The sequence below is a fragment of the Telluria sp. ZB2R32 genome, from assembly GCF_059685715.1.
The window spans coordinates 254,268-267,817 of the sequence record NZ_JCASIG010000001.1; the positions used below are offsets into that span (position 1 = coordinate 254,268).

A 13,550-nucleotide genomic window follows, 5' to 3' on the forward strand; every position below is an offset into this window, starting at 1 on the left:
CAACAGGAAATATTGCCCCGATAAGATGCGCTGGACCTTGAGTTTGCCGGAATGCCAACTCAACCCTTTGCCCACTTATTGGAGATCTTCATGCAATACAAAGCCCTGGCCGCCGCGCTGATCACGTCCCTTCCGCTGTTCGCGCATGCGCAGACCAACGTCACCGTCTACGGCATCATGGACGCGGCCATCGCCAGCGAAGACACCGACGCACCGGGCGAAAAGCGCCGCACCGTCATCAATTCGGGCAACCAGTCGAGCAGCCGCCTGGGCTTTCGCGGTACCGAAGACCTGGGCAATGGCCTGAAAGCGATCTTCAACATCGAAGCCGGCGTCGCGCTCGACACCGGCGCGGCCGATTCGAGCCTGTTCGGCCGCCGTTCGATCGTCGGCCTGCAGGGCGGCTTCGGCCAGCTGACGGTCGGCCGCGAATACAGCCCGATCGCCTCGGTCGCCGCCGCCACCGACGTCTTCGGCCAGGGCTTCTACGGCAGTAACTTGTCGGCATTCACCACCAACCGCCTGACCCGTCGCCTGTCGAACTCGGTCAACTTCAAGAGCGCGCCGATGTCGGGCTTCGCCGTGCTGGCCGCTTACTCGGCCGGCGAGCGCACCACCGATGGCCCATCGGGCAACCTGGTCGGCGTGGCGCTGGAATACACGAACGGTCCATTCTATGGCGGCGCCGGCTACCACCGCCTCGAGCGCCTGGCAACGGAAGACGACAAGGAAATGGCCGTCGGCGCCGGCGTGAAGCTGGGCGACTTCGACATCAAGGCCAACTACCTGCAAGCCGACCAGGCCGGCGCCAACAACGAATTCGAGCAGATCAACCTCGGCGCCGCGTACACCATGGGCGTGAACAAGTTCTTCGTGAACGTGCAGCGCAACGAAATCGAAAACGGTGCGCGCGGCAACGCCTGGGCCATCGCCTACACCTACTCGCTGTCGAAGCGCACCAACCTGTACACCTCGTTCGGTTCGATGCGCAACAACGGGCGCGGCACCTTCGGCTTGAATTCGTCCTCGACCAACGTGACGCCGGTGGCGACCGCGCTGGGTGCGGACCCGACCGCGTTCACGGTGGGTGTGCGCCACGCGTTCTGATCAGGCGCATGAATGAAAAACGCGCGTGAATCACGCGCGTTTTTTTGTTTAGTAAGCACTGTAGGGGGGCTCTTGAGCCCACGCGGTCCGACGGTTGCGTGTCACATCAAACGTTTCGACCATCATCTGTAGCACCGCGTGGGCACAGAGTGCCCACCCTACGTCATTTCAGCCTGCAGGTCAGGATCCAGAAGAACTCGACCCGCTCGATCTTGATCTCCTTGCCGACATTCCCCAAGCGCTTGCGCAGTGCGCTGTCCGACTGGTAACTCTTCGGCACTTCGAAGCGCTCGCCCTCAAGCGTGCTGAGGATTTCGTAGGTGGTCCCGTCCGCATCGGTGCGCGCGATGGTTTCGCTGAAGCCTTCGACGAAGGAATCGTCGAGGATCACCAGCAGCACGTCCTTGCCGAGGCGCTTCTTCAGCGTCGCCAGCAGTTGCTCCTGCTCTTTCTTGTTCAGGTGCGACCACAGGAAGCTGACCAGCACCGCGGAGAATTGTCCAATGTCTTCCGGCAGGTCGAGCGCATCGGCCACACGGAAAGTGACCTTGCCCTCGGCCATCGGCCGCTCGCGCGCGATATCGACCAGGTTGGCGTTGATGTCGACGGCCAGCACCGACAGCGCCGACTCGGCCACCACCTCGGTCCAGAACCCGGTGCCGCAGCCCAGTTCCAGCACCGTGTGCCCGGCAAGCACGTTGCCGAGGTGGATGCTCATGTCGTCGATGTCTTCGTCCATGTCCGGCTCGAGGTATTTGTCCTCGAGCGACTCGCCCAGCAGGGCATAATATTTTGCAACTTGTTGATTGTTCATTCGGTTCTCTTACAGCTCGTAGTTTTCGCCGCCGCGCATCGCGGCTTCGACCATCTTGCGCGTCAGGCTCGGGGCCAGCAGCTCGATGAAAGTATAAATATAACTGCGCAGGTAGGCGCCCTGCTTCACCGCCACGCGCGACACGTTCATGCCGAACAGGTGGCCGACCGGAATCGTGCGCAGGTTGCGGTCGCGCTCGGAATCGAAGGCCATGCCGGCGATGATGCCCACGCCCATGCCCAGTTCGACATAGGTCTTGATGACGTCGGCGTCGATCGCTTCGAGCAGGACGTCCGGTTTCAGTTCGCGCAGCGAAAACGCGTGGTCGATCTTGCTGCGCCCGGCAAAGGCGGCGTCGTAAGTAATCAGCGGATAGCCGGCGATCTCTTCCAGCGAGACGGCCTTCGAGCGCAGCAGCTCGTGTTCCGGCGGCACCACCACCACGTGTTCCCACTGGTAGCACGGCAGCGTGACCAGTCCGTCGATGGCGGCAATCGCCTCCGTCGCGATCGCCAGGTCGGCCTGGCCGGTCTTGACCATGTCGGCGATCTGCTTCGGGTTGCCTTGCAACAGCGACAGGCGTACCTTCGGGAACTTCTGCATGAAAGCTTGCACCACCTTCGGCAGCATGTAGCGCGCCTGGGTGTGCGTCGTGGCAATGGTAAAACTGCCGCTGTCGTGGGCCGCGTATTCCTTGCCGATGCGTTTCAGGCTTTCGATTTCCTGCATGATCAGCTCGACCGATTCCAGCACCAGCCGGCCCGGCTCGGTCAGCCCGCGGATGCGCTTGCCATGGCGCGTAAAAATGTCGACGCCGAGCTCTTCCTCGAGCTCGATGATGGCTTTCGACACCCCCGGCTGCGAGGTGAACAAGGCCTTGGCGGCATCGGTCAGGTTGTAGTTCTGGCGCACGGCCTCGCGCACGAAGCGCAATTGATGAAGGTTCATTCCTGTTGTTGTTTAAGTTGTCGAAACGCCAGCCGCTATTTTATGCGAATGCTTATGCCCCTACCGTATATAAGCAAATAAATTGTCAGTCGTTTGGAATAAAGCTGCGGGGGCTTACCATTCCATCCAGCTTACCGGGCTTAGAGTCCGACCTACCAGGATACCTCCCATGTACCGTTACGACCAATACGACCATCTCATCGTCCGCGAGCGCATTGCGCAATACCGCGACCAGGTTGCGCGCCGCCTGAACGACGAGCTGACCGAAGAAGAGTTCTTGCCGCTGCGCCTGCAAAACGGCCTGTACATGCAGCGCCATGCCTACATGCTGCGCGTCGCGGTGCCCTATGGCCTGCTGTCGAGCAAGCAGATGCGCATGTTCGCGCACATCGCGCGCAAGTACGACCGCGGCTATGGCCACTTCACCACGCGCCAGAACATCCAGTACAACTGGATCGAACTGGAGCAGACGCCGGACATCCTGACCGACCTCGCCTCGGTGGAAATGCACGCCATCCAGACCTCGGGCAACTGCATCCGCAACATTACGACCGACGAGTTCGCTGGCGTCGCGGCCGACGAGATCATGGACCCGCGCCCGTTCGCGGAAATCCTGCGCCAGTGGAGCACCTTTCACCCCGAATTCATCGCCCTGCCGCGCAAGTTCAAGGTCGCCATCAACGGCGCCGTGGAAGACCGCGCCGCGATCGCGATCCACGACATCGGCCTCACGCTCACGCACAACGAAGCGGGCGAAGCCGGCTTCAAGTTCATGGCCGGCGGCGGCATGGGCCGTACCCCGATCCTGGGCAGCGTGATCCGCGACTTCCTGCCGTGGCAGCACCTGCTGACCTATACCGAAGCCGTCATGCGCGTGTACAACTCGTACGGCCGCCGCGACAACAAGTACAAGGCCCGCATCAAGATCCTGTTGAAAGCCCTGGGCGTCGAGGAATTCGCGCGTTTGGTCGAAGAAGAATGGCAAGACCTCAAGGATGGTCCGGAGACCCTGACGCGCGAAGAATACGACCGCGTCGCCGCCTACTTCGAAGCGCCGGCCTACGCGACGCTGCCGGACAGCGATCCGCTGCTGGCGCACCCGGACAACCGTGCCTTCGGTAACTGGATCAACCGCAACGTCAAGCCCCATAAAGTGCCGGGCTATGCCTCGGTCGTGCTGTCGCTGAAGAAGACCGGCGTGCCGCCGGGCGACGCCACCGCCGAGCAGATCGACTTCGTGGCCGACCTGGCCGACCGCTTCAGCTTCGGCGAACTGCGCGTGACCCACGAGCAGAACCTGGTGCTGGCGGACGTGAAGCAATCGGACCTGTTCGAGGTCTGGACCCTGGCCAAATCGAAGGGCCTGGCCACGCCGAACATCGGCCTCTTGACCGACATCATTTCCTGCCCGGGCGGCGATTTCTGCTCGCTGGCGAATGCGAAATCGATCCCGATCGCGGCAGCCATTGCCGAGCGTTTCGACAACCTCGACTTCCAGCACGACATCGGCGACATCGAACTGAACATCTCGGGCTGCATCAATGCCTGCGGCCACCACCACGTCGGTTCGATCGGCATCCTCGGCGTCGACAAGGACGGCAGCGAGTGGTACCAGGTGTCGATCGGCGGCGCCCAGGGCAACAACTCGGCGATCGGCAAGATCATCGGCCCGTCGTTCTCGGGCGGCCAGATGCCGGAAGTGATCGACCGCCTGCTGCAGGTATACGTCAACAACCGCTTCGAAGGCGAACGTTTCGTCGAGACCGCCCAGCGCCTGGGCATCGCACCATTCAAGGAACACGTGTACGCCACGCCCATCTCCAAGGGCGCACCAGTAGGGGAAGACCATGCTTGAAGCACATAAAGAAATTATCCGCGGCCGTGAAGTGGTGCCCGACGACTGGAGCGTGCTGCGCCTGGCCGAGGGCGACGCGGCCGAAACCGTCGTCGTCCCCGAAGGCAAGGTGATCGTTCCCCTGGCGGTCTGGCTGGCGCAGAAAGAAGCGCTGGCGGCCCGTGCCGAACTCGGCGTGTGGATCGCCGCCGACGAGCGCTTCGAAGCCTTGAAAGGCGACGCCGACCGCTTCGCCGTGATCGCAGTGGACTTCCCGAAATTTTCCGATGGCCGCGGCTATTCGATCGCCTACAACGTGCGCAAGCGCCTGGCCTATACGGGCGAACTGCGCGCGATCGGCGACGTGCTGCGCGATCAATTGTTCTCGATGTCGCGCGTCGGCTTCAATGCCTACGCCACGCGCCAGGACCGCTCGATTCATGACGCGCTGAAGGGCTTGACCGTGTTTTCCGAAACCTACCAGGCCTCGGTCGACCAGCCGCTGCCGCTTTTCCGCCGCAAGGAACGCGACGTGCCGCTCGAGCACACCGACGTCGGCGCGGGCATCTGAGGTTCAACGATGAGTGAACTCGCCACCCGCGTGCGCGACACCCAGGCCATCCTGGCGCGCATCGCCGCCGACTTTTCGCCGGCCGTGTTCGCGTCGAGCCTGGCCGCCGAAGACATGGTGCTGACCGACCTGATCCTGCGCGCCAAGCTGCCAATCGGTATCTTCTCGCTGGAAACGGGGCGCCTGCCCAAGGAGACCCTGGCGGTGCTCGACGCCGTCAAGGCCACCTACGGTTATGAAGTTGCCCTGTTCCGCCCGGACCCGCTGGCAGTCGAGCGCTATGTCACACAGAACGGCCTGAACGCCTTTTACGACAGCGTCGAGATGCGCCGCGAATGCTGCCGCATCCGCAAGGTCGAGCCGCTCGGCCATGCGCTGGCCGGCAAGAAGGCGTGGATTACCGGCCAGCGTCGCGCGCAGTCGGCCACGCGCTCGGACCTGGCGGTACAGGAAGACGATCCGGCGCACATGATGGACAAGTTCAATCCGCTGGCGGACTGGAGCGAGGCCGAAGTCTGGGAATACATCCGCGCCAACAATGTACCCTACAACGCCCTGCACGACCGCGGCTATCCGTCGATCGGCTGCGAACCCTGCACCCGCGCGATCCAGCCGGGCGAGGACGTGCGCGCCGGACGCTGGTGGTGGGAAAACCCGGAATCGAAGGAATGCGGCCTCCATGTCGTCGACGGCAAACTCATTCGCATCAAATCCGTGGCAGCTTGAGCCACACTGAAAGAACAGGCATCTCATGACCAACCTCTCTGACAACGCCGGCATCCTGGCCACCGTCAACGCGCGCCACCTCGACGCCCTCGAATCGGAAGCGATCCACATCCTGCGCGAAGTGGCGGCCGAATGCACGAACCCCGCCCTGCTGTTCTCGGGCGGCAAGGACTCGGTCGTGCTGTTGCGCCTGGCCGAAAAGGCTTTCCGTCCAGGCAAATTCCCGTTCCCGCTGGTGCACATCGATACCGGCCACAATTTCGACGAAGTGATCTCTTTCCGCGACGCGCGCGTCGCCGAACTGGGCGAGCGCCTGATCGTCGGCTCGGTCGAGGAATCGATCCGCAAAGGCACGGTGCGCCTGCGTAATCCGGCGACCGACTCGCGCAACGCGGCCCAGGCCGTGACGCTGCTGGAAACCATCGCCGAACACGGTTTCGACGCCTGCATCGGCGGCGCGCGCCGCGACGAAGAAAAAGCCCGTGCCAAAGAACGCATCTTTTCCTTCCGCGACGAATTCGGCCAGTGGGACCCGAAGGCCCAGCGTCCGGAACTGTGGGACCTGTATAACACCCGCGTCCACCCGGGCGAAAACATGCGCGTGTTCCCGATCTCGAACTGGACCGAACTCGACGTGTGGCAGTACATCGCCCGCGAAAAGCTGGCCCTGCCGTCGATCTATTTCGCCCACCAGCGTGAAGTCATTCCGCGCAATGGCTTGCTGGTGCCGCTGACGCCGCTCACCCCGGCCAGGGAAGGCGAAAGCGTCGAGACGCAAACCGTGCGCTTCCGGACCGTGGGCGACATCAGCTGCACCTGCCCGGTGTCGTCGGATGCGTCGACCGTCGAGGCGATCATCGCCGAAACCGCCGTGACCCAGGTAACCGAACGCGGCGCGACCCGGATGGACGACCAGACCTCCGAAGCCTCGATGGAAAAACGCAAGAAGCAAGGATATTTCTGATGAACGCCATGACAGACAATCTCACCCAACACAGCTTGCTGCGCTTCATCACCGCCGGCTCCGTCGACGACGGCAAGAGCACCCTGATCGGCCGCCTGCTGTTCGACAGCAAGGGCATCTTCGCCGACCAGCTGGCCGCGGTCTCGCGCTCGAAGCACAAGCGCACCGTGGGCGACACCATCGACCTCTCCTTGCTGACCGACGGCCTCGAAGCCGAGCGCGAACAGGGCATCACCATCGACGTCGCCTACCGTTATTTCGCCACGCCGAAGCGCAAGTTCATCATCGCCGACACCCCGGGCCACGAGCAGTACACCCGCAACATGGTGACCGGCGCTTCGACCGCCGACGCCGTGATCATCCTGGTCGATGTCTCGAAAGTGAGGCTGCACGACGACGGCAAGGTCGACCTGCTGATCCAGACCAAGCGCCACTCGACGATTGCCAAGCTGCTGCAGATCGAGCACGTGATCGTCGCCGTCAACAAGATGGACCTGGTGAATTACGACCAGGGCGTGTACGAGCGCATCGTGGGCGCCTACCAGGAATTCGCGCAGTCGCTGGGCCTGAAGGACGTGACCGCGATCCCGCTGTCGGCGCTGGCCGGCGACAACGTGGTCGAGGCGTCGAGCAACATGGACTGGTACACCGGGCCTACGCTGATCGAGCTGCTGGAAAACATCACCGTCTACGACGAAGCCCACGATGCACCCTTGCGCTTCCCGGTGCAGCTCGTTGCCCGTCACAACGGCCACGAAGCGAACGACTTCCGCGGCTACATGGGCCGCATCGAGTCCGGCAAGGTGGCAGTCGGCGACAAGCTGGTGGTGCAGCCGTCGGGCCAGAACGCAACGGTGAAAGAGATCCTCACCTTCGACGGCAGCCTGCCCGTGGCCGTGGCCGGCCAGTCGGTGACGCTGCTGCTCGAGGAATACCTGGACATTTCGCGCGGCGATACGCTCTCGAGCGCCGCCGCCCCGGCGACCCAACTCAAGCAGGTGGTGGCCGACGTGTGCTGGATGTCGGACGAGCCGCTCGATGCGCGCCGCAAGTACTGGATCAAGCATGGCACGCGCCAGACGGCGGCCAAGGTGACCAGGGTCGATACCATCCTCGACATCAATACCCAGCAACGCCATCCGGCGGAAGGCTTGAAGCTGAACGACATCGCGCGCATCCACTTGACCGTGCAGCAGCCGCTGGCGGCCGATGCCTACAGCGACATCCGCGCCACCGGCGCTTTTATCCTGATCGATGAAGTCACGCACCAGACCGTTGCCGCGGGTATGATTCGCCTGGGCGAATAACACTAGAGCTGGAGCGAGGTATGGCTTTGCTGGAAAACGACGAACCGATACGGTCCGGGAAAGCTGCCGGCAAGGTCTGGCTGGTCGGCGCCGGCCCCGGCGCCGCCGACCTGATCACGGTGCGCGGTGCGCGCATCCTGGCGCAAGCCGACGTCGTCCTCTACGACGCGCTGGTCACGCCCGAGATGCTGGCACTGTGCGCGGGCGCCGAGCTGATTTCGGTCGGCAAGCGCTCGGGCCAGCGTTCCACGGCCCAGGATGCGATCAACGCGCTGCTGGTCGACTGCGTCTTCAAATTTAATCGCGTGGTGCGGCTGAAGGGCGGCGACCCGATGCTGTTCGGGCGCGCGGACGAGGAGTTGCGCGCACTCGAAGCGCACGGCATCGACGTCGAAATCGTCCCCGGCATCACCACCGCGGTGGCTGCCGCCGCCGCTACCCGGCAACCGTTGACCAAACGCGGCGTCGCCCGCAGCGTCGCCTTTTTCACCTCCAGCACCGGCCCCGACCAGCCGGAACACCCCGCCCTGCCCCACACCGACACCATGGTCCAGTACATGGGCGGCCGCGAAGCCGCCGCCACCGCCGAACGCCTGCTGGCGCAAGGACGGCCGGCCGATACGCCGGTGGTGGTCGTGGAAAACTGCAGCCGGCCCGACGAACGGATCGAACGCCTGCTGCTGTCCGACCTGGCACGCGGACTTCACGCCGCGCATGGTCCGGTGCTGGTGATGATCGGCGCGGCGCTGCGCCTGCGCGAGCACCAGCCCGCGCTGGCGTCATCGGTGCAGCCGCTGGCGAACAGCTGACCCGGCGCGCCTGCGTCTTTTCAAACCGGGCAGGCGCCTTGCGCGCCGTCGTATTCCTCGATCTGCCGCAGCAGCAGGTCCGCCGCCGCGTGGGTGTCGGCATTCACGCGGTTCAGGCGCGCGATCGCCGCCTCCAGCCGCTTGCCGGCGCGCCCTGCGCATTCGCGGCTATGCCAGCGCGCCATGTCGCGGCGCATGGTGCTGAGTTCTTCCTTCAGTTCGTCCAGCATGCGCCGCAGGTTGCGGTCGGCGTCGACCAGTCCCGGCACGCTGCCGGCATGCAGGCGGCCTGATAAATGCGTGATCCTGGCGCCCATGGCGGCGACGCGGCGCGCGGTGGCGTCGATGTGGCGGACGCAGCGCGCCTGCGCGAACAGGCCGCCCGGCAAGCGCATGCCTTGCCACGCCGCCCCCTCTCCCGCGCGTGCGCGCAGGAGCCTGGCAATGAGCTGTTTCAGCAAGGATCGCAGCATGGGGACGTTGGCCGGTAGGTGGGACATTCGGAAATGCCTGAGCAGTGTGGGCGGGTTCCCAAGCACTGTCAAACCGGACGGCGGCGCATTGCCATGACGTGGAACAAGGCTTGGCCAGTTCGCGGCGAAGCTTGTCATGGAAGTAACGGAAAACAGGGACCTGCCGACGCGAACGCGTGGAGTCGGGTAAGCTTCTCGTTCAGGAATGACAAGGCGCGCGCCCATGGCGGCAGCTGCGCATCCGACAACCAACGAGGAGAACATCGATGACCGAACAATCGAACGAGGCGAACTATACGCCGGCCAAGGTCTGGACGCCGCCCGCGTCCAATGGCGGCATGTTCGCCAACATCAACCGGCCCGTCGCCGGTCCTACCCACGAGGCGAAACTGCCGGTCGGCAAGCACCCGCTGCAACTGTACTCGCTGGCCACGCCGAACGGCCAGAAAGTCACGATCATGCTCGAAGAGCTGCTGGCGGCGGGCCACAGCGGCGCCGAATACGATGCCTGGCTGATCCGCATCAACGAAGGGGCGCAGTTCTCGAGCGGCTTCGTCGATGTCAACCCGAACTCGAAGATCCCGGCGCTGATGGACCGCAGCGGCGGCGAGCCTGTGCGCGTGTTCGAGTCCGGATCGATCCTGCTGTACCTGGCCGAGAAGTTCAACGCCTTCGTGCCGACCACCCTGGCCGGCCGCACCGAAACGCTCAACTGGCTGTTCTGGCAGATGGGTTCCGGCCCCCTGCTGGGCGGCGGCTTCGGCCACTTCTACGCCTACGCGCCGGAAAAGCTGCAATACCCGATCGACCGCTACGCGATGGAAGTCAAGCGCCAGCTCGATGTGCTCGAGCGCCAGCTGGCGAACCACCGTTACGTTGCCGGCGAAGAATACACGATCGCCGACATGGCGATCTGGCCCTGGTATGGCGCGCTGGTGCAGGGCGAACTGTACGAGGCGGGCGAATTCCTGTCGGTGCACGAGTACAAGCACGTGCGGCGCTGGGCCGACGAGATCGCGGCGCGTCCGGCGGTGATTCGCGGTCGCAAGGTGAATCGTGTACGCGGGAATCCGGAGGAGCAGGTGCCGGAGCGGCACAGCGCGTCCGACCTGGATTGAATCGTAGGGTGGGCATGCCCACCGGGTCTCGCCGGTGGGCCACGCGGGTCCACCGCCGTACGCGGGCATGCCCGCCCTACTTACCCGACTGACCGGACACAATAGTCCGTCATCGCCGCCAGCACGCCCGGGTCTTCCCCGACAGCGCCCGCAACCGTCAGGCGCAGTCCCGGATGCGCCGCCTGCAGCCCTTCTGCCAGCAGCGGCAAGTCCCGTAATAAATGCCCGCCCTGCCCCAAGAACACCGGCACGATCGCGACCTCGTCGACGCCTGCAGCCACCAGTTCGGCCACCGCCTGCGGCAAACGCGGCTCCATCAGTTCGAGAAACGCGAGGCGCACCGTGCAATCGGGCAGGCGCGCCGCCGTCAGGTCGCGCAGGCGCTCGAAGGGCGCGGCCCACGAGGCGGCGCGCGCGCCGTGGGCGAACAGGACCAGCGCTTTTTTCATTGGTGCCATCAGTGCCGCTCCACCCAGCGCAACGCGCCGATCGCCAGCAGCAGGAACAGCAGGCTCGGGGCCACCGCCGTCAGGAAGGCGGGCCAGGTCGAAAGCATGCCCAGGTGCGAGAACAACGAATTGATCAGGATGAAGCCGACCCCGATCATGATGCCGATGAAGATCTTCAGGCTGACGCCGCCGCTACGCGTATGCAGGTAGGCGAACGGCAGCGCCAGCGCCATCAGGACAAAAATCGCGAGCGGGTCGACGATCTTCTTCCAGAAGGCGATGCGGAAGCGTTCGCTCTCCTGGCGGTTCTCGACCAGGTGGCGCGAGTACACCGCCAGTTCGTTGGCCGACATGCGCTCGGGATCGCGGCGCGAAACCTGCAGGATCTTGGGCGTGATTTCCGACACCAGGTCGAGGCTGGCGACTTGGCGCGTGGCGACTGCGCTGGTCTCCTGGCCGTAGGTACTCTGGATGGTCTGGCCGGCCGGCACCGGCGCGCCCGGCACGGGCAGCGTGCGGCTGTTGGTGAACAGGGTTTCGCTGACGTCCTGCAGGCGCCAGGTGCCGTTGCCGCTGAAGGTGGCGCTCTTCGCCGTGATCAGGGCGCGCATGCGCATCGTGTTGTCGAATTCGTAGAGGCGCACGTCGAGCAGCGACCCATCCGGGCGGATCGTGCGCGCATTGAAGAAGCGCGAACCGGTGATCGCGCCGCGCGCGCCGTTCGCGCCCTCGGCGTGCAGGTTATCCTTGGTCCACATCCCCGAGCGGAATTCCGACGCCAGCGTGCTGCCGCGCGCCGCCGTGCGCACCTTTTCCGCCAGCGGCGCCGTGCGTGGCGTGATCAGTTCGCCGAAGATGAACATAACGACCACGAACACGATGCCGATCTTGAACAGCATCCAGCCGGCCATGCGCGTCGTCATCGACGAAGCGCGCATGATCGTGAATTCTGAAGTCTGGGCGAACTGCGACATCGCATAGATGGTGCCGATCAGTGCGGCGACCGGCATCACTTCATACACGTGCGCGGGCAGCATCAGCGCCACGTACAAGAGCGCGTGCTGGAAGCTGTAGTCGCCCTTGCCGACCTGGGGCAGCTCGCGCGTCAGGTCCATGAAGGAGATCAGGCCAAGGAAGGCGATCAGGACGAAGACGACCGCCTGCGTGATGTTGACGGCAAAGTAGCGTTGTAACACTTTCATGACCAGACTTTCATCGTGACTCCACCTGGGCCGAGTCTTGGGCCGAACCCGGCGCCTTCTTCAACAGGCGCTTGCGCTTCCAGGCATTGAGCAGCACCAGCGGGTGGTAATGGTGGTTCACGTTCAGGCGCCACGCGAACAGGCCGACGACGATCAGTCCCACGACCAGGTGCAGCGGCCACCAGGCAAGGGCGAAATCGACCCGCTCCTTCTTGACGCTGGCCTCGACCATCTTCACCAGGTTGTTATAGGTGAAGAAGATCAGCAAGGCGAGGATCAGGTTGGCCGAACTGCCCGCACGCGGGTTGACGAAGCCGAGCGGAATGGCCAGCAGGATCAGCACCAGGCAGACGATCGGCTGCGAGATGCGCGAGAGCAGTTCGGAGCGCGTGTACTGGTTGTTCACGGCCAGCAGCGCCGGCGTCGACAAGGCGTCGAGCGGCACGTCGGCGCCGAGCACCGGCACCCTGGTCGCCACGCGCATGCTGTAGCGTTCGAACTCCATCGACTGGAAATCGGCCTGGCCCGGCACACCCTGGTAACGGCGGCCGTTCTTCAGCACCAGGTATTGGCCACCCTTGCCGTCGGACTCGACCACGCCTTCGCGTGCGACCACGATCGAGCTGCCGCCATTGGCCTGGTTGGTACTGACGAACACGTTCTTGACCACGGTCGATCCGTTGGTGCTGCCTTCGACGAAGAACACGCGGTCGGCGGACGAGGACTCGCGGAACTGGCCCGGCGCCACGCGCTTCAGGTCTTCGCGCTTTTCGAAGCGCTGGATGAATTCCGCGCTCTTCATCTTCGCCCAGGGCGCCACCACCAGCGACACCGCCCCCACCAGCAGCACCAGCGGAATGCCGAAGGTGAGCACGGGACGGATCCACGCGAGCAGCGACTGGCCCGAGGCGAACCAGACGACCATTTCGGAATCGCGGTAGCTGCGCGTGACGGCGACCAGCACCGAAATAAAGCTGGTGAGGATCAGGACAGTTGGCAGATAATTCAGTGACTGAAACGCAATCAATGCGACGACGTCGCCGGATGCGACCCGTCCACCCGCGGCCCGGCCGAGGATGGCAATCAGGGTCCAGGTGACGCACACCGTGAACAATACCGTGAAGGTTGCCCCGGCTGCGCTGGCCAGTTCACGATGCAGGGCGCGATGGAAAATCATTCGATAGTTATAATTGCAGGTTGAGCAGTGGTCGTACAGCCGTTGCAGACC

General features: G+C 64.1%; 14 protein-coding genes. 8 read left to right on the top strand and 6 right to left on the bottom strand.

What is annotated here, in order from left to right; all coding sequences use genetic code 11:
- Positions 1 to 90 precede the first annotated feature (90 nt).
- Positions 91 to 1,107, top strand: a complete 1,017-nt coding sequence (locus AC56LG_RS01115) for a porin (protein WP_497164299.1) — start codon at positions 91 to 93, stop codon at positions 1,105 to 1,107.
- Positions 1,108 to 1,270: 163 nt separating this feature from the next.
- Here the strand turns inward: AC56LG_RS01115 and AC56LG_RS01120 are convergent, their stop codons facing one another.
- Both AC56LG_RS01120 and AC56LG_RS01125 read right to left on the bottom strand, forming a co-directional pair.
- Positions 1,271 to 1,921 carry a class I SAM-dependent methyltransferase gene (locus AC56LG_RS01120; RefSeq protein WP_497164300.1) on the bottom strand — a complete coding sequence of 217 codons (651 nt, stop codon included), beginning with the start codon at positions 1,919 to 1,921 and terminating at the stop codon, positions 1,271 to 1,273.
- Between the two features lie 9 nt (positions 1,922 to 1,930).
- Positions 1,931 to 2,869, bottom strand: a complete 939-nt coding sequence (locus tag AC56LG_RS01125) for a CysB family HTH-type transcriptional regulator (protein WP_497164301.1) — start codon at positions 2,867 to 2,869, stop codon at positions 1,931 to 1,933.
- A 169-nt stretch (positions 2,870 to 3,038) separates the two neighbouring features.
- On the opposite strand from AC56LG_RS01125, the gene AC56LG_RS01130 reads away from it, so the two are divergent.
- The 6 genes from AC56LG_RS01130 to cobA are packed head-to-tail and all read left to right on the top strand — an operon-like array spanning position 3,039 to position 9,080.
- Positions 3,039 to 4,724, top strand: coding sequence for a nitrite/sulfite reductase (locus AC56LG_RS01130; protein WP_497164302.1), 1,686 nt, complete (start codon positions 3,039 to 3,041; stop codon positions 4,722 to 4,724).
- Complete coding sequence (locus AC56LG_RS01135; RefSeq protein ID WP_497164303.1) at positions 4,717 to 5,274, top strand: DUF934 domain-containing protein; 558 nt, start codon at positions 4,717 to 4,719, stop codon at positions 5,272 to 5,274. Before AC56LG_RS01130 ends, AC56LG_RS01135 begins: the two co-directional genes overlap by 8 nt.
- A gap of 9 nt (positions 5,275 to 5,283) precedes the next feature.
- Entirely contained in the window at positions 5,284 to 6,000 is a 717-nt protein-coding gene (locus tag AC56LG_RS01140) for a phosphoadenylyl-sulfate reductase (protein WP_497164304.1), read from the top strand.
- A 25-nt stretch (positions 6,001 to 6,025) separates the two neighbouring features.
- Positions 6,026 to 6,964, top strand: coding sequence for a sulfate adenylyltransferase subunit CysD (gene cysD, locus AC56LG_RS01145; protein ID WP_497164305.1), 939 nt, complete (start codon positions 6,026 to 6,028; stop codon positions 6,962 to 6,964).
- Complete coding sequence (locus AC56LG_RS01150; protein ID WP_497164306.1) at positions 6,964 to 8,271, top strand: sulfate adenylyltransferase subunit 1; 1,308 nt, start codon at positions 6,964 to 6,966, stop codon at positions 8,269 to 8,271. Before cysD ends, AC56LG_RS01150 begins: the two co-directional genes overlap by 1 nt.
- 20 nt (positions 8,272 to 8,291) lie before the next feature.
- Positions 8,292 to 9,080, top strand: coding sequence for a uroporphyrinogen-III C-methyltransferase (gene cobA / locus AC56LG_RS01155; protein WP_497164307.1), 789 nt, complete (start codon positions 8,292 to 8,294; stop codon positions 9,078 to 9,080).
- Positions 9,081 to 9,100: 20 nt separating this feature from the next.
- Here cobA and AC56LG_RS01160 read toward each other — a convergent pair whose 3' ends face one another.
- Entirely contained in the window at positions 9,101 to 9,580 is a 480-nt protein-coding gene (locus AC56LG_RS01160) for a hypothetical protein (RefSeq protein WP_497164308.1), read from the bottom strand.
- 239 nt (positions 9,581 to 9,819) lie between these two features.
- Here AC56LG_RS01160 and yghU point away from each other — a divergent pair, with 239 nt between their 5' ends.
- Complete coding sequence (yghU, locus tag AC56LG_RS01165) at positions 9,820 to 10,671, top strand: glutathione-dependent disulfide-bond oxidoreductase (protein ID WP_497164309.1); 852 nt, start codon at positions 9,820 to 9,822, stop codon at positions 10,669 to 10,671.
- An 80-nt stretch (positions 10,672 to 10,751) separates the two neighbouring features.
- On the opposite strand, the gene AC56LG_RS01170 is transcribed toward yghU, so the two are convergent.
- From AC56LG_RS01170 to lptF, 3 genes are read right to left on the bottom strand one after another with little or no spacing between them, the layout of a single operon-like run.
- On the bottom strand, positions 10,752 to 11,120 hold the full coding sequence (locus tag AC56LG_RS01170) for a sirohydrochlorin chelatase (RefSeq protein WP_497165004.1): 369 nt from the start codon (positions 11,118 to 11,120) through the stop codon (positions 10,752 to 10,754).
- A gap of 8 nt (positions 11,121 to 11,128) precedes the next feature.
- A complete protein-coding gene (gene lptG, locus AC56LG_RS01175; RefSeq protein WP_497164310.1) occupies positions 11,129 to 12,322 on the bottom strand; it encodes an LPS export ABC transporter permease LptG in 1,194 nt (397 codons plus the stop codon).
- 10 nt (positions 12,323 to 12,332) lie between these two features.
- On the bottom strand, positions 12,333 to 13,499 hold the full coding sequence (lptF, locus tag AC56LG_RS01180) for an LPS export ABC transporter permease LptF (protein WP_497164311.1): 1,167 nt from the start codon (positions 13,497 to 13,499) through the stop codon (positions 12,333 to 12,335).
- Positions 13,500 to 13,550: the final 51 nt, after the last annotated feature.

Bases quoted from the DNA above. Each gene is read 5' to 3' on its own strand.
- AC56LG_RS01160 (WP_497164308.1), bottom strand. From the start codon at position 9,580: ATGTCCCACCTACCGGCCAACGTCCCCATGCTGCGATCCTTGCTGAAA.
- AC56LG_RS01170 (WP_497165004.1), bottom strand. From the start codon at position 11,120: ATGAAAAAAGCGCTGGTCCTGTTCGCCCACGGCGCGCGCGCCGCCTCG.
- cysD (WP_497164305.1), top strand. From the start codon at position 6,026: ATGACCAACCTCTCTGACAACGCCGGCATCCTGGCCACCGTCAACGCG.
- lptF (WP_497164311.1), bottom strand. From the start codon at position 13,499: ATGATTTTCCATCGCGCCCTGCATCGTGAACTGGCCAGCGCAGCCGGG.
- lptG (WP_497164310.1), bottom strand. From the start codon at position 12,322: ATGAAAGTGTTACAACGCTACTTTGCCGTCAACATCACGCAGGCGGTC.
- AC56LG_RS01135 (WP_497164303.1), top strand. From the start codon at position 4,717: ATGCTTGAAGCACATAAAGAAATTATCCGCGGCCGTGAAGTGGTGCCC.
- AC56LG_RS01115 (WP_497164299.1), top strand. From the start codon at position 91: ATGCAATACAAAGCCCTGGCCGCCGCGCTGATCACGTCCCTTCCGCTG.
- AC56LG_RS01150 (WP_497164306.1), top strand. From the start codon at position 6,964: ATGAACGCCATGACAGACAATCTCACCCAACACAGCTTGCTGCGCTTC.
- AC56LG_RS01130 (WP_497164302.1), top strand. From the start codon at position 3,039: ATGTACCGTTACGACCAATACGACCATCTCATCGTCCGCGAGCGCATT.
- yghU (WP_497164309.1), top strand. From the start codon at position 9,820: ATGACCGAACAATCGAACGAGGCGAACTATACGCCGGCCAAGGTCTGG.
- AC56LG_RS01140 (WP_497164304.1), top strand. From the start codon at position 5,284: ATGAGTGAACTCGCCACCCGCGTGCGCGACACCCAGGCCATCCTGGCG.
- AC56LG_RS01120 (WP_497164300.1), bottom strand. From the start codon at position 1,921: ATGAACAATCAACAAGTTGCAAAATATTATGCCCTGCTGGGCGAGTCG.
- AC56LG_RS01125 (WP_497164301.1), bottom strand. From the start codon at position 2,869: ATGAACCTTCATCAATTGCGCTTCGTGCGCGAGGCCGTGCGCCAGAAC.
- cobA (WP_497164307.1), top strand. From the start codon at position 8,292: ATGGCTTTGCTGGAAAACGACGAACCGATACGGTCCGGGAAAGCTGCC.